Raw genomic sequence first — 18,864 nt, 5'->3', positions numbered from 1 at the left:
GTTTGCGTCTACCTGTGCTGCGCGAATTCGGGCGATCTGGTTCGGTTTCGGATCTTTCCTCCTTCAGGCTCTACTCGCGCTAGTGAAGAAAACATCAGGCTCCGTTTTACGCCTTGTCAGCGCCGAGCGTGAAGTCCCCAAATCGAAGTGAAACCATATGAATCATCTCTCCAGAAAATTGCAGTGGTATGCACTCGCGATCATTGCTTTTCTCGCCGATCAGGGTACCAAGAGTTATATCGATGCGACGACACCCTTGGGATGGTCGCGCGAGGTCACCCCCTTTTTTAACCTCGTTCACGTGCTCAACCCTGGCGCGGCTTTCAGCTTCCTCGCTGGCGCAGGTGGCTGGCAACGGTGGTTCTTCCTCGTGATCGCTCTTGTGGTCTCAGCCTGGCTGGTGCGACAGCTGTACAGCCCACTGCGCAAGCTGGAAGGTCTTTCTTACAGTCTCATCTTGGGCGGCGCCTTGGGCAACGCATTCGACCGGGCGGTGCGCGGTCAAGTCATTGACTACCTCGACCTTCACCTGCGCGGATGGCACTGGCCTGCCTTCAACGTCGCCGACATGACCATCGTGGGCGGAGCGATGGCGCTGGTGCTTGCATCGCTGATGAGCGGGGAGAGTCCTACCGCAGCGAATGAGCCTCAGTGAACCAAGGGTGCCACCGGAAGCTCCAATCGGATATGCCCCCCGTCCCCACCCCAAACAGGTGCACACATGAAACCTCTTCGACACCTGCTTGCTTTCGCAGCAGCCTCCCTGACGCTCGCCGGTTGCATGAATTCCTCGGCCGCCCCAGAAAGTTCTTTCACGCTGCTGGACGGATCGTCGGTGTCCACTTCCGACCTCAGGGGAAAGGTGACGTTGATCAACTTCTGGGCGACCAGTTGCACCACATGCGTGGCCGAGATGCCCATGCTGTCGGCCACCTACGAGAAGTTCCGCAGCCGCGGCTACGAGACCATTGCTGTGGCTATGAACTATGACCCCCCGGTCTATGTGGTCAACTTCGCCCAAACACGCAAGCTGCCGTTCCCTGTAGCCATTGACAATACCGGAGTGGTGGCCAAGGCGTGGGGAGATGTCAATGTCACCCCTACAACCTTCCTCGTCAACAAGCGGGGTGTGGTGGTGAAACGCATTGTGGGCAAGCCGGACTTCGCTGAGCTCAATCAACTCATCGATAAATTGCTCGCTGAAAGCTGAGCCCAGCCTTTTTTATCTCCTTTAATCATGATCAAAAGACGCCTTTTCTGCAGCTTTGCACTTCCCTTGACGCTTGGCATGCATACCGCCTCTCGCTCCCAGGAGACACGGCGCCTTGGAGCTTGGTTCAGTGTCGTGGGTAGGCGCCGCAGCATGGCTCGTGACGTGAGAGCTCTCAGAGGAAGACAGTTGCCCGCCATGATCAGGAGCTTCCAACAGGCAAGCATTCGCGAAGCCCGACACCAGCACGAACAGCCATACGGCCAGCATCAACGATGCGGCATTGCGGCTAGTGGTGAATCGTGAGAGGAGCTTCATGACAAGGTTCAGATCGATTCATGTTACGAGGTCAAGCGCCGATGCGAGTTGACCTATGTCAAAGCGGCGTCTATGCAGTAAACCAGAGTGCTCCCGAGTCGGTGGGGTGGTCGGTGCGTTGGCGAACATAGCGGCGTAAGGCAATGCGCCGAGTTCAGAAGCAATGCAGTTCTTCAGCTGAGCAGCAGCGCGACGGGCGTACCATGCCGCAATGCCCCAATTCCTTTCCTCTCGTTTAACCAGAAGTCGATCCTCATGATCACGGCAGCACCATTTACGTCCGTGGAGCCTGTTGTCAGCGCGCAAGAGTCCCTCAACAACGGATGCTTCTGCCTCACCTTGGACAAGGACGCGTTGGCGCGAGCATTGAGCTTTGAGCTCGCGGGAGTGCAGCTTTCCGAGCTCGTGCGGGAGCGCTGTCCTTATGTGTTCGCAGCGAGGCCAGTGTTTGTTGAAGCCGCCCAGGCCCGTCGCATTGCCGAGGTGATCCGCGCGGTCGAGTCGGTTGTGGCCCTGCCGGCGTATCGTGATCAGGTGCTGGGAGCGGCTCCCGCCATTGCCCGTCTCGGTGCGGCAGGCCCGAAAGGAGTTTTCTTCGGGTACGATTTTCACGTCGGGAAGGATCGGCTGGGGCTGATTGAGATCAACACGAACGCCGGGGGCGCCATGCTGAACGCGGTCCTCGCACGTGCGCAGCGCGCTTGCTGTTCAGTGATGGACGGGATGGCGCCGACGCTCCTGGATGTTGACGCTTTCGAAGAGCGGATCGCGGCCATGTTTGTTCGGGAATGGGAACTCGCCGGCCGGGGAAGACCGCTTGCGAGCGTCGCGATCGTCGACGAGGCGCCGGAGCAGCAATATCTCTACCCTGAGTTCCTGCTATTTCAGCGGCTATTTGAACAGCACGGCCTGCGGACCGTCATCGTCGGCCCGACTGACTTGCAGTGGCGCGGTGGTGTGCTTTGGGCCGGGGAGCTTGCGATCGACCTCGTCTATAACCGCCTGACTGACTTTTACCTCGAGGAGTCGGGCAGCTCGGCCTTGCGCGAGGCATATCTCCAGGACGGAGTGGTCTTGACGCCGAACCCACGGGCTCACGCGTTGTACGCGGACAAGCGCAACCTCGCGCTCTTTAGCGATCCATCACGGATGAGTGCGCTTGGTGTCCCTGATGGCTTGCAAAAGGTGCTGTTGGAGCATGTGCCCCACACGGAGATCGTCGTGGCTGGAGACGCACAACGCCTCTGGGACGCGCGGCGAAGTTTGTTCTTCAAGCCGGTTGCCGGGTTTGGCAGCCGTGCGGCCTATCGTGGCGACAAGCTGACCAAGCGCGTCTGGCAGGAGATCCTGGCCGGGGAATATGTTGCCCAGGCGTTCGTGACTCCAGGTGAGCGCAAGGTCAGCGGGGATGACTCAGGGCAAGCCATGAAGTTCGACATGCGGGCGTACACATACGAGGGATCTGTCATGTGGTTGGCCGCCCGGTTGTATCAGGGACAGACCACCAACTTTCGTACCTTGGGCGGAGGCTTTGCGCCGGTGTTCAGCGGCTCGATGGAGGGCGGCCTCAGCGCATCGTCGAGTTCAGGCGCCTGCGGGCCGGCCATGGACCACTGCAGTCCGGCTAGCTGCTGATGGCTCCGAGCACCTGCGTGAAATAGGCCAGTCTTCTTGAACAAGGGTCCCGTCAATCCCGAGGCAGGGGCACCGGGGTCAACGCTGATCCGGTCAATCGGGCCATTCCAGCTGACGCTGTATGGACTCGGGAGCATGCTTGGCTTGGACATCTACGGGCTGACCTGCGATGGTCATCGGCGCGCAGATCTCTGTGGCGGTGGCCGTCTTGGCCGTTTCCGTCGTGCCTTGGCGCGAATTGTCGAAAGCACCCGGGCCGTTAACGGAGGTGATCGCGCGTGCCGCGCCAGCCATCACGCCCTGGGTCTTTACCGTGATGACGCTGTTCGCGGTCGCCAACACGGCGCTGGTCAACTACGTCACGAGTTCCCGCCTGGTCTATGGCATGGCGTAGCAGGGGCTTTTGCCGCGGGCGCTGGGCAATGTGCACCAGCGCTCGCGCACTCCGCACCTGGCAGCCATTATGCTGATGTCGCTCCTGCTGCCTCTCGGAATGTTCGGCAGCATCGCCAACTTGGCCTCGGCCTCTGTGCTACTGCTGCTCGCCGTCTTCGCCGTCGTGAACGGTGCCCTGTTTATCCTCAAGGGGCGCCGGAGCGAGCCGGCCGGCCGGTTTGAAATTACGCGCTGGGTGCCAGCTGCGGGAACCGTCATATGCCTGTTACTGGTCGGCATCCGGCTTTCAAGCAGTGACCGGCACGCCTCTGCTTTGGCTGGGGGGCTCTGGCGGGAATCCTGGCCTTGTATGCACTGCTGCGTTCGAAGTCGGTTTAGATTGCTCGCTGGTAGCCGTCCTTTAACGCTGAGTGTTCCCTCGCTCGGCAGAGCCGCCAGGCAACGGTAGCGCACCTCCGGTGTTGAGCCCAAATCGACCGCCAGTTCGATTCGTGACCTGACATTGATCGCGAGCCTGCGGTCGCTGGATGGCGATGCGCAGGTCCGTAGTGATGGCCTGCGCTCACTGGTCAGTTTCAACTGGGTACGCCAACAGCTGAACGTCCGCATCCCGGTCCATGCGTGATCCCCCAAGCGTTCGCCCCCCCACGGCTTGGACGTTTCCCGGGTCAGCCCGATTGCGAAGCGACCGCATGAAGCGTTCGTTCACGACTCAATGGCCTTCACCTGCCTGCGTGCTCGCGGCTTTCGCATCAGCACGTAGGCAGCGGGAATCACAAACAAGGACAGAAGCGGCGCCGTCACCATGCCGCCCAGCATGGGGGCCGCGATGCGGCTCATGACTTCCGAGCCGGTCCCGCTGCTCCAAACGATCGGAACCAGGCCTGCCAGGATCACTGCCACGGTCATGGCCTTGGGCCGCACGCGCAGTACGGCGCCCTCCCGGATGGCGTCCAGTAACTCTTCAAGCGTGGGCTCCCGACCGTCCGGGCACCTCTCGGCCAATGCCTGCTTGAGGTAGATGAGCATTACCACACCGAACTCCGCTGCAACCCCTGCCAGCGCAATGAAACCTACCCCCGTCGCGATCGACAGGTTGTAGTTCATCAGGTACAGAAACCAGATTCCGCCGGTGAGCGCAAACGGCAGCGTGGCCATGATCAAGGCCGCCTCACCCAGGCGGGAGAAGGTCAGGAAGAGCAGCACAAAAATGATCAACAGCGTTGCGGGCACCACCACTTTCAGGCGTGCATTGGCCCGCTCCAGGTATTCAAACTGGCCCGAATACGTGATGCTGACACCGGGTTCGAGCTTGATCTGGCGGCCCACCGCGTCGCGCAGATCATTCGCAACCGAGGCCAGGTCGCGCCCTCGCACATCGACATACACCCAGCCCGATGGGCGGGCATTCTCGCTCTTGAGCATCGGTGGGCCATCGGTGATGGACACCGTGGCCACGCTGCCCAGCGTGACCTGCTGCCCCGTGGGCGTTGAGAAAGGCAACTGGGCCAGGCGTTCGGGAGAGTCCCTCCATTCGCGCGGGTAGCGCAAACTGATGGGGAACCGGGCCAGCCCTTCGACGGTTTCGGAGATGTTTTCTCCCCCGATGGCCCCCGAGACCACGGCCTGGACGTCGGACACATTCAGGCCATACCGTCCCGCCGCTGCGCGATCAATGCGCACATCTACATAGCGCCCACCCGTCAGGCGCTCCGCGAGCGCCGATGACACACCAGGAATCCCCTTGGCCACTTGCTCGACCTGAGCGGCGATCCCATCGATCACGCGCAGGTCACTTCCGGTGACTTTGACTCCGATCGGGCTCTTGATGCCCGTGGCCAGCATGTCGATGCGGTTGCGGATGGGAGGGATCCAGATGTTGGACAGGCCCGGGATTTTGACGGCCTTGTCCAACTCCTCGATGAGGCTTTCGGGCGTCATGCCTGGGCGCCACTGGTCCCTGGGCTTGAGTTTCACCGTGGTTTCGAACATCTCCAGCGGCGCGGGGTCGGTCGCTGTCTCCGCGCGTCCCGCTTTGCCAAACACCCGCTCGACCTCGGGCACCGTCTTGATCATGCGATTGCTCAGCTGCAGCAGTTCGGTTGCCCGCTGGGCCGAGAGTCCCGGCAGCGCTGAAGGCATGTACAGCAGATCCCCCTCGTCCAGACGCGGCAGGAACTCGCCGCCCAGTCGGGACAAGGGCCAGATCGTTGTTGCCAATGCCAGTACGGCAATGACGAGGGTCGACTTGGGGCGAGAGAGAACCCATTCGAGGCATGGCCGGTACACCGTGATCAGCACCCGCGTGATGGGGTTCTTCTGCTCGTCGGGGATGCGACCCCGTATCCAATAGCCCATGAGCACGGGAATCAGGGTGACGGAAAGACCCGCCGCCGCCGCCATGGCGTAGGTCTTGGTGAAGGCCAGTGGCCCGAACAGGCGCCCCTCCTGCGCTTCGAGGGTGAAGACCGGGACGAAGGATAAGGTGATGATCAGCAGCGAGAAGAACAGCGCAGGCCCGACCTCTTCGGCAGCCTCGGTGATGACGGTCCATCGCTCCTGCCCGACAAGTGCTCGGTCCGGATGGGCGTGCTGCCAGGCCTCCAGCTTCTTGTGGGCGTTCTCGATCATCACCACGGCGGCGTCCACCATGGCACCTATGGCGATCGCGATCCCACCCAGGGACATGATGTTGGCGTTGATGCCCTGGTAGTGCATGACCAGGAAAGCGGTCATGACCCCCAGCGGCAGCGAGATGATGGCCACCAGCGCGGATCGCAGGTGCCACAGGAAAACGACGCAGACCAGTGCGACCACGGCAAACTCCTCCAGCAGCTTGACCGTGAGGTTCTGGATGGCCCGCTCGATGAGTGCGCTGCGGTCGTACGTGGTGACGATCTCAACCCCCTTGGGCAGGCTGCTTTGCAGCTGCGCCAGCTTGGCCTTGACGGCCGCGATGGTCTCCTGGGCGTTCTTGCCGGAGCGCAGGATCACCACCCCTCCCGCGACCTCTCCTTCACCGTCGAGCTCTGCGATACCGCGGCGCATTTCCGGGCCTGTCTGGACCGTCGCTACATCTCCAAGGCGTACCGTGATTCCGCCGCGCGCCGCCAAGGGGACTGCGCGAAAATCGTCCAGGGTCTTGAGGTAGCCGTTTGCACGCACCATGTACTCCGCGCCGGCCAGTTCCAGCACCGACCCGCCGGTTTCCTGGTTCGCATTCATGACCGCCTCGCGCACCTGTCCTTGGCTGATCCCGTAGGAGGCGAGCTTGATGGGGTCGAGAACGACCTGGTACTGCTTGACCATCCCTCCCACCGAAGCCACTTCGGCGACGTTGGGCAAGCTCTTGAGTTCGAACTTCAGGAACCAGTCCTGCAGGGCGCGCAGTTGGGCCAGATCATTCTTACCAGTGCGATCCACCAGCGCGTACTGGTAGATCCAGCCCACACCTGTCGCATCCGGTCCCAGAGACGACTTGGCCGTGGCTGGCAATCGGCCCTGCACCTGGTTCATGTACTCCAGCACCCTCGAACGTGCCCAATAGAGATCGGTTCCGTCCTCGAACAGGATGTAGACGAACGAGTCCCCGAAGAACGAAAAGCCGCGCACCGTCTTCGCCCCTGGCACGGACAGCATCGTGGTCGACAGCGGGTAGGTCACCTGGTTTTCGACAATCTGCGGTGCCTGGCCGGGATAGCTGGTGCGAATGATGACCTGGACGTCCGAGAGGTCCGGCAGCGCATCCACAGGGGTCATGCGCACAGCCCACCCGCCCCAGGCCGTGAGCATCAATGTGGCCAGAAGCACCAGAAAGCGGTTCGCGACCGACCAGCGGATCAGTCGCGCGATCATGGCTTGGTCCTTTCCACCGCGGTGATCACAAAGTCCTTGCCTTGTTGCCGGAAGGTGAACCGCACCTGCTGCTCGGGTTTCAAACCCTTGGCCAACTCGGGCGCCGCCAGCTTGAATGGCATGGTCATGCCGGGCCATTTCAGCTCGGGGACGGCATCGTGGGTGAGGGTCATCTCGGTCGGCGTCACCTCATCTATTACCCCTCGCACGGTAAAACTCTTGGGCGCTGACGCGGGTGCTGCAGGGACTGATGAACCCTGCGCACTGGCAGATTGCGTGCCAGTGGCCTGCGCTTGGGCAGGCATGATCCCCCGCAGGCTTGCTTCCGAATCAATGAGGAACTGCGCGGATGCGACCACCTGCTGCCCTGCAGTCAAGCCGTCTCGCACGACCAGGCGGTCATCGATTTCGGCACCGAGTTGCACCTGTACGGGATGGTATTTGCCAGGCCCATCCACCACGTAGACCAGTGCCTGCTTACCGGTGCGGATCACCGATTCACTGGGCACTAGCAGTGCGGGTCGAGCCGTGCCGGTCAGGACAATCTGCCCGGACATGCCCGCTTTGAGGCGCAGGCCGGGGTTGGGAAGCTCCAGGCGCACGCGCACCGTACGGGTATCGCGGTTGGCTTCGGGCAGGATGCTCACGATACGCGCCTTGAGGGTTTCGCCTGCAAAAGCGGCCAGCCGCACCTGGGCGTCTTGCCCCAGTTGCAAGGGCCCGCTTTGCGCCTCGGGAACGGCGGCCTCGATCCAGACACTGGCCAGCCCGTTCACGCGGACTAGGTTGGCACCCGCGGAAACCGTCATTCCCTGGCGCACCATGAGTTCCGCCACCAGGCCCCCCTGCGGAAAGGTCACGGTGTAGCGGCCCTGGGGTTCGCCCGTGCGTTCCACCTGGGCCACGAGCGCAGCCGGCATGCCCAGCAGCGCCAGTCGCTGGCGCGCGGCCGCCGTCAGCGTGTCGTCCTTGAGGGCCCGAACCGCGAGGAATTCGCGCTGCGCAGCGACCCATTCGGGCAGCAGCAGGTCGGCAAGCGGCGCGCCTGCGGCTACCACGTCGCCCGGCGCCCTGGCGTACACCCGCTCTACAAACCCGGCCGAGCGGGCCTGGACGATACTCACATCGCGGTCATTGAGCTGCACCGAGCCCAGCGCAACAACGTCGGCGCCAATGTCACGTTGTTCCACCACAGCGGTGCGCAGACCCAGGGCCTGCACCGCCTGTGCGGACACATTCAGCCCGCTGCCTTGCTGCATGTCTTCATCCGCATACTTGGGGACCAAGGCCATGTCCATGAAGGGCGACTTGCCCGGTTTTTCGAACTTCTGTGTCGGCACCATGGGGTCGTACCAGTACAAGACCTTGCGGTCGGACTTCGTGGCTCCTGTCTCTGCTGTGGATACACCAGCCCCGGTGCCACCAGAGATGCGCCATTGGGCCAGGCCCCATCCCAGCGCGATGCCTGCGCAGAGCAACGCCACCGCCACAGCGGTTTTTTTGAAACCAGAATTTGTCATGTCGTTCTCCGCTCAATCGGCAATCAGGCTGTTCAGCCGGGCAGTCACTGCATCGCGCTGCACCTGCAGATCGATCAAGCGCCATTGCGCCTCGAGCACCTGGGCGCGGGCACCCAGCACTGCACTGAGGTCGCCCTTGGCGGCCTGGTAGTTGGAAAGCGCGAGTTGGGCACGTCCCTGCGCCAGGCCGATGCCGGCGGACTGCAGTCGCTCGATCTGGCTTTGCAGCGCAGCTAGCTCGGCGGCGCTGTCGTCAAGCTCCTGCAAGCGCCTGCGGGTCACGTCTTCCTGCTCGGCCTCCAGACGCTGCAGCTCCAGTTGCTTGGCCTTGATCTGGGGACCCTGGCGCCGCTCTTGTTGCCACGGAAGATCAAACGTCACCTGGAAAGACACCATGTCGCCCCACCGGCGCGCACGGCGGCTGTAGGCGACCTCCCAGGACCAGTCTCCGCGCGTTTGTGCCTGCGCCTCGAGCGACTCGGCCGCGGCCATGGCCTGCATGGCTGGATACTGGGCGAGCTCGGCGTGGCGCTGCACCTGCGCGCGCAGTTCTTCCACAGGGCGGCTGAGCGGACCAGGCGTGCCCTGCAGCACTTCATCGGAACGGGAGCCCACCCAGCGCCGCAGCATCGCGCGCGCTTTGGCGCGATCCCTGCGGAGGTCATCTCGCCTGTCCGACAGAGCAAGCGCCTCCTGCCGGGCCGCCAGCAGGTCATTCGCCTGGGCCGTCCCTCCTGCGATGCGCGAGGGGAGACTGTCCTGCAGGCGCTGGTTCTCCGCCAGCAAGTCCGTGATCACCAAATCGCGCTGCTCAATGGCCTGGGCCAGGATCCAGGCTTGGCTCAGTTCCTGGCGGATCTGCACCCGCTGAACCGCCAAAGTGGCTCGTTCACGCTCTACCTTGGCCTGGGCGCCGGCGATCTGCGCATCGCGCTTGGCCCGGTTGGGGACTTCCTGCATCAGCGCCAGGCGCTGCATGGTCATGGATTCGCGCGACAAGCTTCCACGGTCCATGCCGGTGACAGGGAAGTTCTCGATACCTAACGATAGTTTGGGGTCGGGCAGCGTTCCGGCTGCCTTCTGGGTACTGCCGGCCGCGTCAATCTGTAGCCGCTGGGCTGTGATGCGGGGACTTTGCTGCTCAGCCAGCTCCAGCGCTTCGGTGAAGCCCAGGGCATGGACTGGGGGGCTAAGGGTACCTGCGACCGCCAGGAAGGCTCCCAGCGTGCCAAGGTGCAGGGTGCGCGTGCGCTGCGGGGCGCGTGAAGACGCTGCCATGCGCCCGCACGGGGCGCCGGTAAAGACATTTGACATGATGGTCCTCGAAAATGAATGGGCACGAAGTCAGACTTGCGCACACGCTGCAGGGCAGCGTGCACACCGTACGCGATCAATTCCGAAAGACCTTGTGTGTCAGATACAGGGGTGGGGATCCCGCTCGGCTGTCGAACTCCGCGTAGAGAGCCCGGGGGTCGGCGCGTTGCAACTCGTCCAGCACCGCGGGCAGCACATAGGCAACCCAGATGGCATGAGCCGCAATGGCCTGCAGGTCAAGGCTGTGTAGCGAAGGAGCAGACTGGTTGTCGCCTTCGCAATGGGCTCGGCACAACTGAGGATCCTGCTCATCCATGGTCCCCGCCATGGCGTGGCACTCGGGCATGGACGCCATGGGGACGGCTTCCTCCATGGCCATGCCCGCCTTTTGCATCGACGAAGCATGGGCTGCGGAGTCGAGCCTCGGGCAGGCATAGGCAGCCAGGGCGAATTGCATAAGAAGCAACGCCGCTACCAGGAGGCTGGAAATCCAGCGTCCTTGGCGCGACACGATGCTTCTGACGTTTGTCATGGTGCGATGGTACCCAAGTCGGGGGGCTGGGACTGAACGCAGATCACATTCTGGTTGCGATAACTGCCTATCCCTTGCGCAAACGCAATGCATTGGCGATCACGGATGCCGAACTCAGGCTCATCGCCAGGGCGGCAATCATCGGCGACAGCAGCCAGCCGGTAAACGGGTAAAGCAGACCCGCGGCGATTGGGATGCCCAGGGCGTTGTACAAGAAGGCGAACATGAGGTTCTGCTTCATGTTCCCCACCGTAGCCTCCGACAGTTCGCGCGCCGTGGAGATTCCGCGAAGGTCCCCTTTGACGAGGGTAACCTGAGCACTGTTCATCGCCACGTCGGTGCCGGTACCCATCGCGATCCCTACATCCGCTTTGGCAAGTGCAGGCGCGTCGTTGATCCCGTCGCCAGCCATGGCTACGACACGGCCTTCGGCCTGCAGCCTGGAAACCAGGGCCAGCTTGTCCGCAGGCTTGACCTCACCGTGGACTTCATCGATCCCGAGCTTAGCGCCCACCGCCTTGGCGGTGGTCATGCCGTCGCCTGTGGCCATGATGATGCGCATGCCTGCCGCGTGCAGGGTTGCCAAGGCCTCCGGCGTGCTGGCCTTGACTGCATCCGAGACCGCCAGCAACCCTTGCAACTGACCATCCGCTGCCAGGTACATCACGCTGGCGCCCGTGGCACGTAAAGCCTCGGCCTGCGCCAGCAGCGGCTCCGCTGACACACCCACTTGCTCCATCAGGACAGTGTTACCCAGGGCCAGTTGGCGGCCTGCAACCCGACCGCGCACGCCGATACCCGATCCGGATTCGAAATCCTCGGGCTTGTCCAGCGCCAGGCCCTTGGCCCGCGCCGCCTGGACAATCGCGTCCGCCAGGGGATGCTCACTACCTTGGTCCAGGCTGGCCGCCAGGCGCAGCACATCGTCCTCGGACAAGCCGGGCATGGCGACCACCCGCTCGAACGACGGCTTGCCCTCGGTAAGCGTGCCGGTCTTGTCCACGATCAACGTGTCCACCTTGCGCAGGTTCTCAATGGCTGCGGCATCTCGGAACAGAACGCCACTGGTCGCGCCCCGGCCCGTCGCCACCATGATGGACATGGGTGTGGCCAGGCCCAATGCGCAGGGACAGGCGATGATCAGCACTGCAACCGCATTGACCAGGCCATAGACCCAGCGTGGCTCCGGTCCGAACAGGCCCCATGCGAACAGTGTCAGAAGCGCGATGCCGACCACGGCCATCACGAAATACCCCGCCACCTGGTCTGCCATGCGCTGCATGGGCGCCCGTGAGCGCTGCGCCTGCGAGACCATCTGCACGATCTGGGACAGCATGGTGGCAGATCCCACACGCTCCGATCGGATGATCAGCGCACCGTTGGTGTTGAGCGTGGCGCCAATCACGGCATCCCCTGGCCCTTTGACGATGGGCAAGGGCTCGCCTGTAAGCATGGCTTCGTCCACAGCGCTGCTGCCTTCGACCACCACTCCATCCACTGGCACCTTCTCACCGGGGCGCACGCGCAACAGATCGCCCACATGCACATGGGACAGGGGCACGTCGCTTTCCTGCCCGTCGGGGTCGATGCGCCGCGCGGTCTTGGGCGCCAGGCCCAGCAGCGACTTGATGGCGGCAGAGGTCTGGGAGCGCGCCTTGAGCTCCAGCATCTGGCCGAGCAGCGTGAGCGAGATGATCACGGCCGCAGCTTCAAAGTACACCGACACGCGCCCCATGGCCTGGAACGACGCCGGAAAAACACCCGGAGCCACGGTGGCTACCAAGCTGTAGACGAAGGCAGCGCCTGTGCCCAGACTGATCAGCGTCCACATGTTGGGGCTGCGATTCATCACCGACTGGGCGCCACGCACGAAGAAGGGCCAACCAGCCCACAGCACGATGGGAACGGTCAGGACCAGCTCGATCCAGCTCTGGGTGGCCATCTCAAACCACTGCAGGCGGTGTCCCGCCATGGCCAGGACCGTGACTACGATGGTCAGGGGCAGTGTCCACCAGAAACGGTGACGAAAATCCACCAGCTCGGCGTTCTCGCCTTCCTCCAGCGTCGGAAGCATCGGCTCCAGGCTCATGCCGCACTTGGGACAGTTTCCTGGGTGGTCCTGCTGCACTTCCGGGTGCATGGGACAGGTGTATATCGTGCCCGGCTGGGCCGCTTTGGGTTCGTGCGAAGCCGGTGTGTCGCTCCCGGACACGTACTTCTCTGGGGTCTCGACGAATTTCGTGCGGCACTTGGCACTGCAAAAGTAGAAGTGATGCCCTTCGTGTTCCACAGAATGATGGGATTGATCAGTCACACCCATGCCGCAGACGGGATCCTTGAGATCCGTCGGTGGATGGGGCGCATGCGCGTCATGGCCCTCATGGGCGTGGCGGTTGTGCGGCGTTGCAGTTGACATGTTTGGAGCTCCTGTCTATCGGCGTGGCGGTAGGCCTGGTGCGAACAATAGGCCCTGACACGGTGGCAATGTCAAGCCTGAACGTGGGCAACACCTGATTTATCGCAAGTCCCGCCTCTGCCCTGCGCAAATCCCATTGCAGGGAGCCCAAAAGCCACTGCCCCTGGATCTGGATGGGCTCCAGGTCCAGGGGCAGCGGCTGGGATTGCTGGCAGGCTACTTCGCGCCTGCAGGCGCTTTGCCGCTTCGGGCCAAAAACGCGTCCAGGACTGCAATCTCTTTTTTCTGCGCCGAGATAATCTCCTTGGCCATCTTCAGCAACTGCGGATCCTTGCCATCGCGCAGTTCGCCCTGGGCCATGTCGATCGCGCCCTGGTGATGGATACGCATCATCTGCGCGAAGTCCACATCGGGGTTTCCGGTCATCGCCATAGCCGACATCTTCTCGTTGTTCTCCTTCATCATGGACTTCATGTCCATCTTGCCGGCGGGCATCGAGGAGTCCAGGCCGGAGCCTTTCATTCCGGCGTGCGGTGCTTGCTGGGCCTGCACGGCCAAGGGGGATACCAAGGCGCTGACCGCCAGTGCGACAGCGGGGATCGATTTCAGGACAGGGTGGGAAGTATTCATGGCATTTCTCCAGACAGGGATGACGTTGCGGTTCAGTTGGCGCTGGCCATGGAGCGGCACTCCTGCGCGCACTTGTGGCACGCAGCGGCGCAAGCTTGGCAATGCTCAGCTTCGTGTTTGGCGCATTCATCGCCGCAGGATTGGCAAATCTCGGCGCACAGCGCGCAGATGGCCTTGGCGTGCTCACTATTGCGCGCCATGGCGCTGGCGGCAAAACTGCACACAGCCGCGCAGTCTGCATCAAGAGAGATGCAGCGTGCCATCATTTTGACGTCTTCTTCCTGGAGGCATGCAGCGAAGCATTGATTGCAAGTGGTGGCGCACGAAAGGCAGGCTTCGATGCAGCTTTGGTAAGGGGTCTTGGCGTGGTTCATTGGAAGCTCCTTGATATCTTTGGAATGGGTAGGGTTCTGTGTGAAATCCAGCGCAGTGGGCTGCGAGGAGCGACCATCTTCTGTCGCTGCATGCCGTCAGCACTGTAGGCCGGCACCGACGATTTGCCCCATTACGTACAGCTTTGCGCCCGACACGGGTCGAGGATTACACCGAGCTTTCAGAACCGTAATCTGACCGTCAGATTGGAAGCGCGCATGCCTTGGTTTTGGTGTTTAGTGATCGCTTGCGCATGCATGTCAAAAGCGTAATCGACCGGTCAGCCCTTTGTATGGGTGCGCTTTGTAGACTTCTCTCCGTGGTGCAGTTAAACGCCACCTGGATGGACCATATCGGGCATCCGGCGCCACAGGAGACCATCATGAAAATCCGTACCGCCGTCCTCGTTGCCAGCCTCGCAGCATCCGCCACGGCATCTTTCGCCACTTCCGTGTACCACGCCAGCCCGAGCCAGGAGGAAGGCGTGACCTTTGCCCCTGACCACATGGGCAACGCCGTGAGCCGCCAGGCTGTGGAAAGCACCGTGCTTGACGCCCAGAAGGACGGTTCTCTGTACTGGATCAGCCGCGGCTATCCAGCCACCTATCCGCTGGTGAAGGGCCCGCAGTTGACGAAGACTCGCCAGCAAGTCCTTGACGAGCTGCAGGCCGCCAAACGCAACCCTGTAGGCCGCGACGGTGTGCGCGACATGGGCGGCGAGGCCGGCTGGGTCGATGCCCGCCAATTGCCCTGATCTTGCATTCAGACGAAGCACTGCCGCCGGGCCGCTCGTACACGCTCGCGGTAGTGCTCACTTTTCTCAATCTTTCAGCTAGGAACACCACCATGAAACTCAAATCCACTCTCATCGTTCTTTCGCTCATCGCCGCCCCCGCGTTCGCTTCGGACCAGAGTGTCAGCAAGACGCGCGATCAGGTGCAGGCAGAGCTGGTGCAGGCCATTCGAAGCGGCGAGATGCTCGCCTCTGGCGAGTCAGGCCTGACGCTCAAGCAGCTCAACCCCCATGCCTACCCCGTGACCGCGTCTGCGCTCGGCGCAAAGACACGCGACCAAGTGCGGGCTGAACTGGAGCAGGCAATCCGTACGGGCGACATCATGGCCGGCGGCGAGTCGGGAGCGAAGCTCAATGAGCTTGATCCTGCACGCTATCCTGCAGTCGCCTCGGCACCTTCTAAAACCCGCGATCAGGTCAAGAACGAACTGGCGCGCGCCATCAGCAGTGGTGAACTCGTGGCGGTCGGTGAAGACGGCCGCAAGCTCAACGAGATCTATCCCGATCGCTACCATGCGGCGCACCACGCGGCAGTGGCGGGCAACTCGCTGGAATCCGCCCAGGAACCCCGGTTCTGACGCGGGCTCCGGACTCCAGGGCCCTAGCATTCGCCGTCACGCCATAGAGCACGCCGGTAGTAAGCGGCCAGCCATGCCATCTTGACGACGACATCAATCCTTTCAGTAGCCATTGATCTCGTCGACCGCATCCCCTCCGTCGTAGAACTTCCCGATGGCTTTGTCCAGCCGCTTGAGCAACGCATTCAGCGTCTCACCTTCCCGGCGAACGAGCATGGCCACACTGTTGTGACCATCAGCCGCAGTGGCCGCACATTTGATCGGGTAGATCGCACCAATGGTGATGTCGCCGCCGTCGTCGATGAGTGCTTCAATGTTCTTCATGCGACGGCATTGTGCCGTTTGCCGACTGGCTCCAGCGGTGCGGCAGCAACTCATCAATCCGGTGGTTCGGGTGCGCTTGCAGGCGCTCCAGTACGTCCTTGAGGTACCTCCACGGATCGTGCCCATGCAGCTTGGCCGACTGCACGAGGCTCATCACCATGGCGGTCCGCTGCCCAGCCAGTTCGCTGCCACAGAACAGCCATGCTTTGCGTCCCATCGCCCATGGGCGCATCAGTCGCTCAACGTGGTTGTTGTCGATACTGACATCACCATCGTGCAGGAAGCGACCCAGTGCCTCCCAGCGCTTGAGGCTGTAGTCCAGGGCAGCGGCGATGCCCCCGCCGTCCGCCACGCGCGTTCTCTCCAGGCGCAGCCATACATGCAACTCGTCCCACAGCGGCTGGGTGTGCAGCCGTCGTAGTGCCAGCCGATCCGCCGCTGTCATCCCCCGCGCTTGCTGCTCGATCCGGTACAGCGCGGCCATGCGCTGGATGGTCTGTGCTGCCACCGGGCTTGCATGGGCCTTGGCCAGTTCATCGAACTTGCGGCGCGCATGCGCCAGGCATCCGGCCTCCTGGCGATCTTCTGCGCGGAACACCGCGTCGTACCCCTTGTAGTCGTCACAGGTGATGGTGCCGCACCAGCCGTGCAGGAACGCCATTGGGTACTTCGCACCACGGCCCGCGCAGAAGTCGTAGATCACGCCAGGCGTGCGGTCGTGCTCGCCTCGGGCATATGCCCAGATGTAGGCCTTGATGGTCTTGCCTGCTCCGGGATCGAGCATCCTCACCGGTGTTTCATCGGCGTGCAGTACCTGCGCTCCCAGCACGAACGCACGATGCGCGTCGTACAGCGGCTGCAGGCTGGCTCCGGCAGCTCCAGACCAGGCGGCCAGCGTAGAGCGCGGTGTGTGCACGCCAGAGCGGGCATTGATCTGCTCTTGCCGGTAGTACGGCAGGTGGTCCACGAAGCGGCTGACCAGTGTGTGCGCCAGCAGTCCCGATGTCGGCATGCCCTTGTCGATGATCTGAGGTTCGACGGGCTCTTGCACCAGTAGCTGGCAGCACTTGCAGGCCCATTTGCCGCGCACATGGCGCTGCACGAAGAACTCGGCCGGAACAATATCCAACCGCTCACTCACGTCTTCGCCGATGCGCACCATTGCTCGGCCGCACCCCGGCGATGGGCATGTGGTGTTCTCGGGTTCGTGGCGGTGCTCGACGCGGCGCAGGTGTTCTGGCAGTGGCTGGCGGCGCGGCTGGCGCTTGGTGTCTGCCGAAGGCGAGGTGCTCGGCCCGGATGCTCCCTGCAGGGCTAGCAGTTGGGCCTGCAGGCTGGCCTCATCCTCGGCCACTGTCTCTTCGAACATCTGGCGCTGCCCGGCGTTCATGCGCTCGGTCTTGGCTCCAAACTTCCAGGCCTTCAGACGCGCCAGCTCGTGCGTGATGCGCTCCAGCTTGGTGTCCTTGAACTTGATCTCCTGGGCATGCTCAGTGGCCTGCTTGTCGCGTGCCTGCAGTAGCGTGTCCATCGCCGTGAGTTGGGCCAGCATCTCGGTGGCCAGCTCGACCATGGCGCTCTGGCTCAGACCTTGGAGGTCCTGGGCTTTGAGCGCATTCACATCGAACATGCGCCATTGTCTGAAGCCTGGCGATGGGTGTCATCGGGGCATTCTCGAATTGCCCCGTGCGCGATCCTCACCGGTGCACACGGGGCTATCCATCACACGCGCGTGATGGTCTGCATGTGCATGAGCCGCTGCCACGGCAACCCCACAACGAGGGCATCGAACTGGGTCTGTGTGAGTGTGGGTTGCGGCAGCGACTCGCCGTCACTGGGCCAGGCGAAGCGTCCCTGGTTCAGACGGCGCGTTGCGCACCACACGCCAAAGCCGTCATGCACCACCAGCTTCATCCGCGTGCCACGTGCATTGGCAAAGAGGTAGCCGTGGTGGGCCTGCGCGGCGCCGAAGACCTGCACCACGCGGGCGATCAGGCGGTCGGCGCCGGCACGCATGTCCACGGGATCTACTGCGAGCCACAAGGCATCGATGCGTATCATCGAAGCAGCTCGCACATCCAGGCAGCGCACTCGCTGGCGGCATCAATGGGCCATGTCATGGAGATCGAGGTCGTGCCGCGACGCAATTCGATGCGGATGTCAGCGGCCGCAGTCTTGGTCGGCAGCTGCATCGGCACAAAGGCAGGGGCGTTCGCCACCTGGCGCTTGGGCGTCGGCGGTGCATCTGGCAAGGCGACACCGGGACGCATCTCGGCGGCTTGCACCCAGCGTCGCAGCAGGTTCGCGTTGATCCCATTGGCCATCGCTACCGCAGCCATCGACATGCCTGGCTGCATGCATGACGCCACCGCATTCGCTTTGAATTCGTCGCTGTGCAAGCGTCGGCGCCGACGACCTTCGCCGCTTTGTTCAGGAGTAGTGTTCACGTGTCCACCAAGAGTTGAGGTGGACACGAGGCTCCTACGAGAGCGCCTTTGATTCAAGATGCCATGGCTGGCCGCTTACCGCCGGTAGCCAGCTCGGCTGGCCAGCGCGTCAGCCTCAACGGACTGTTGAGCATGATCCTGGAACCAACTCACCCCTGAGCTGGATTTGGTCGTGTAGACCTGCTCCCAATGATCTTTGGACTGCAAGATATTCTCCTGAGCAGATGGTAAGGCGTCGACATCGCTGCAATGTACCCGCCTCGCGGCTGGATTGCCGAGTGTCTGGTCACGGCCGGTGCTTGCAGCTTGGTCAATGGCCCTGCGTACATCACACCTGCATGTTCATCACATCCGTATAGGCCTGAACAATTCGGTTGCGAGTCTGAAGCGTTGCCTGAAACGCGATGTTGGACTTGACTCCCGCGAGCATGGTTTCTTCCAAGCCGACGGTGGGGTTTCCGAAGGTCACCTCCCGACTCAAGCGACCCGACTCGCTTTGCAGCTTGGTGGTGGTGGTCAATGCC

The 18,864-nt window shown here is 62.6% G+C and carries 18 protein-coding genes; 6 read left to right on the top strand and 12 right to left on the bottom strand.

The genetic code is table 11. The annotated features are described in order from the left end of the window. Positions 1–157 precede the first annotated feature (157 nt). The 4 genes from lspA (at position 158) to ACK59X_RS07950 (ending at position 3,557) form a co-directional block, all read left to right on the top strand. Positions 158–655, top strand: a complete 498-nt coding sequence (gene lspA / locus ACK59X_RS07965) for a signal peptidase II (RefSeq protein ID WP_409956350.1) — start codon at positions 158–160, stop codon at positions 653–655. 66 nt (positions 656–721) lie between these two features. After that, complete coding sequence (locus ACK59X_RS07960) at positions 722–1,210, top strand: TlpA disulfide reductase family protein (protein WP_409956349.1); 489 nt, start codon at positions 722–724, stop codon at positions 1,208–1,210. 573 nt (positions 1,211–1,783) lie between these two features. After that, positions 1,784–3,163, top strand: a complete 1,380-nt coding sequence (locus ACK59X_RS07955; protein ID WP_409956348.1) for a hypothetical protein — start codon at positions 1,784–1,786, stop codon at positions 3,161–3,163. A 169-nt stretch (positions 3,164–3,332) separates the two neighbouring features. Continuing rightward, positions 3,333–3,557: a hypothetical protein gene (locus ACK59X_RS07950; protein ID WP_409956347.1), complete on the top strand. Its 225-nt coding sequence runs from the start codon at positions 3,333–3,335 to the stop codon at positions 3,555–3,557. A gap of 707 nt (positions 3,558–4,264) precedes the next feature. Here ACK59X_RS07950 and ACK59X_RS07945 read toward each other — a convergent pair. The 7 genes from ACK59X_RS07945 to ACK59X_RS07915 all read right to left on the bottom strand — a co-directional run bounded on the left by ACK59X_RS07945 (position 4,265) and on the right by ACK59X_RS07915 (position 14,200). Beyond that, complete coding sequence (locus ACK59X_RS07945) at positions 4,265–7,414, bottom strand: efflux RND transporter permease subunit (RefSeq protein WP_409956346.1); 3,150 nt, start codon at positions 7,412–7,414, stop codon at positions 4,265–4,267. Next, positions 7,411–8,934, bottom strand: coding sequence for an efflux RND transporter periplasmic adaptor subunit (locus ACK59X_RS07940; protein WP_409956345.1), 1,524 nt, complete (start codon positions 8,932–8,934; stop codon positions 7,411–7,413). The genes ACK59X_RS07945 and ACK59X_RS07940 overlap by 4 nt, the downstream gene beginning before the upstream one ends. A 12-nt stretch (positions 8,935–8,946) precedes the next feature. Further along, entirely contained in the window at positions 8,947–10,212 is a 1,266-nt protein-coding gene (locus ACK59X_RS07935) for a TolC family protein (RefSeq protein ID WP_409956407.1), read from the bottom strand. Positions 10,213–10,324: 112 nt separating this feature from the next. Next, on the bottom strand, positions 10,325–10,780 hold the full coding sequence (locus ACK59X_RS07930) for a hypothetical protein (RefSeq protein ID WP_409956344.1): 456 nt from the start codon (positions 10,778–10,780) through the stop codon (positions 10,325–10,327). A 67-nt stretch (positions 10,781–10,847) separates the two neighbouring features. After that, positions 10,848–13,196 carry a heavy metal translocating P-type ATPase gene (locus tag ACK59X_RS07925; RefSeq protein WP_409956343.1) on the bottom strand — a complete coding sequence of 783 codons (2,349 nt, stop codon included), beginning with the start codon at positions 13,194–13,196 and terminating at the stop codon, positions 10,848–10,850. A gap of 216 nt (positions 13,197–13,412) precedes the next feature. Next, positions 13,413–13,826, bottom strand: coding sequence for a DUF305 domain-containing protein (locus ACK59X_RS07920; RefSeq protein WP_409956342.1), 414 nt, complete (start codon positions 13,824–13,826; stop codon positions 13,413–13,415). A gap of 32 nt (positions 13,827–13,858) precedes the next feature. Further along, positions 13,859–14,200, bottom strand: coding sequence for a four-helix bundle copper-binding protein (locus tag ACK59X_RS07915; RefSeq protein WP_409956341.1), 342 nt, complete (start codon positions 14,198–14,200; stop codon positions 13,859–13,861). Between the two features lie 380 nt (positions 14,201–14,580). Between ACK59X_RS07915 and ACK59X_RS07910 the strand changes: the two genes are divergently transcribed. Together ACK59X_RS07910 and ACK59X_RS07905 are read left to right on the top strand one after the other, a co-directional pair. After that, positions 14,581–14,952, top strand: coding sequence for a hypothetical protein (locus tag ACK59X_RS07910; RefSeq protein ID WP_409956340.1), 372 nt, complete (start codon positions 14,581–14,583; stop codon positions 14,950–14,952). Between the two features lie 92 nt (positions 14,953–15,044). Then, a complete protein-coding gene (locus tag ACK59X_RS07905) occupies positions 15,045–15,569 on the top strand; it encodes a DUF4148 domain-containing protein (RefSeq protein WP_409956339.1) in 525 nt (174 codons plus the stop codon). 102 nt (positions 15,570–15,671) lie between these two features. On the opposite strand, the gene ACK59X_RS07900 is transcribed toward ACK59X_RS07905, so the two are convergent. The 5 genes from ACK59X_RS07900 to ACK59X_RS07880 form a co-directional block, all read right to left on the bottom strand. After that, the gene (locus ACK59X_RS07900) at positions 15,672–15,893 is read right to left on the bottom strand and encodes a hypothetical protein (protein WP_409956338.1); all 222 of its coding nucleotides are present in this window, start codon (positions 15,891–15,893) and stop codon (positions 15,672–15,674) included. Continuing rightward, the gene (gene tnpC, locus ACK59X_RS07895) at positions 15,880–17,523 is read right to left on the bottom strand and encodes an IS66 family transposase (protein ID WP_409956337.1); all 1,644 of its coding nucleotides are present in this window, start codon (positions 17,521–17,523) and stop codon (positions 15,880–15,882) included. The genes ACK59X_RS07900 and tnpC overlap by 14 nt, the downstream gene beginning before the upstream one ends. Before the next feature lie 92 nt (positions 17,524–17,615). Continuing rightward, complete coding sequence (gene tnpB / locus ACK59X_RS07890; RefSeq protein WP_409956336.1) at positions 17,616–17,954, bottom strand: IS66 family insertion sequence element accessory protein TnpB; 339 nt, start codon at positions 17,952–17,954, stop codon at positions 17,616–17,618. Then, the gene (locus tag ACK59X_RS07885; RefSeq protein ID WP_409956335.1) at positions 17,951–18,292 is read right to left on the bottom strand and encodes a transposase; all 342 of its coding nucleotides are present in this window, start codon (positions 18,290–18,292) and stop codon (positions 17,951–17,953) included. The genes tnpB and ACK59X_RS07885 overlap by 4 nt, the downstream gene beginning before the upstream one ends. Positions 18,293–18,668: 376 nt before the next feature. Next, the coding region (locus ACK59X_RS07880; protein ID WP_409956334.1) for a flagellar hook-basal body complex protein FliE at positions 18,669–18,864 on the bottom strand (196 nt) is incomplete at its 5' end.

Source organism: Acidovorax sp. (genome assembly GCF_046339755.1).
Taxonomy (GTDB): Bacteria; Pseudomonadota; Gammaproteobacteria; order Burkholderiales; family Burkholderiaceae_C; genus Acidovorax.
The sequence above is the reverse complement of the archived record's forward strand: the minus strand, read 5'-3'. Positions and strand labels throughout refer to the sequence as shown.

Bases quoted from the DNA above. Each gene is read 5' to 3' on its own strand.
- lspA (WP_409956350.1), top strand. From the start codon at position 158: ATGAATCATCTCTCCAGAAAATTGCAGTGGTATGCACTCGCGATCATT.
- ACK59X_RS07960 (WP_409956349.1), top strand. From the start codon at position 722: ATGAAACCTCTTCGACACCTGCTTGCTTTCGCAGCAGCCTCCCTGACG.
- ACK59X_RS07955 (WP_409956348.1), top strand. From the start codon at position 1,784: ATGATCACGGCAGCACCATTTACGTCCGTGGAGCCTGTTGTCAGCGCG.
- ACK59X_RS07950 (WP_409956347.1), top strand. From the start codon at position 3,333: ATGGTCATCGGCGCGCAGATCTCTGTGGCGGTGGCCGTCTTGGCCGTT.
- ACK59X_RS07945 (WP_409956346.1), bottom strand. From the start codon at position 7,414: ATGATCGCGCGACTGATCCGCTGGTCGGTCGCGAACCGCTTTCTGGTG.
- ACK59X_RS07940 (WP_409956345.1), bottom strand. From the start codon at position 8,934: ATGACAAATTCTGGTTTCAAAAAAACCGCTGTGGCGGTGGCGTTGCTC.
- ACK59X_RS07935 (WP_409956407.1), bottom strand. From the start codon at position 10,212: ATGGCAGCGTCTTCACGCGCCCCGCAGCGCACGCGCACCCTGCACCTT.
- ACK59X_RS07930 (WP_409956344.1), bottom strand. From the start codon at position 10,780: ATGACAAACGTCAGAAGCATCGTGTCGCGCCAAGGACGCTGGATTTCC.
- ACK59X_RS07925 (WP_409956343.1), bottom strand. From the start codon at position 13,196: ATGTCAACTGCAACGCCGCACAACCGCCACGCCCATGAGGGCCATGAC.
- ACK59X_RS07920 (WP_409956342.1), bottom strand. From the start codon at position 13,826: ATGAATACTTCCCACCCTGTCCTGAAATCGATCCCCGCTGTCGCACTG.
- ACK59X_RS07915 (WP_409956341.1), bottom strand. From the start codon at position 14,200: ATGAACCACGCCAAGACCCCTTACCAAAGCTGCATCGAAGCCTGCCTT.
- ACK59X_RS07910 (WP_409956340.1), top strand. From the start codon at position 14,581: ATGAAAATCCGTACCGCCGTCCTCGTTGCCAGCCTCGCAGCATCCGCC.
- ACK59X_RS07905 (WP_409956339.1), top strand. From the start codon at position 15,045: ATGAAACTCAAATCCACTCTCATCGTTCTTTCGCTCATCGCCGCCCCC.
- ACK59X_RS07900 (WP_409956338.1), bottom strand. From the start codon at position 15,893: ATGAAGAACATTGAAGCACTCATCGACGACGGCGGCGACATCACCATT.
- tnpC (WP_409956337.1), bottom strand. From the start codon at position 17,523: ATGTTCGATGTGAATGCGCTCAAAGCCCAGGACCTCCAAGGTCTGAGC.
- tnpB (WP_409956336.1), bottom strand. From the start codon at position 17,954: ATGATACGCATCGATGCCTTGTGGCTCGCAGTAGATCCCGTGGACATG.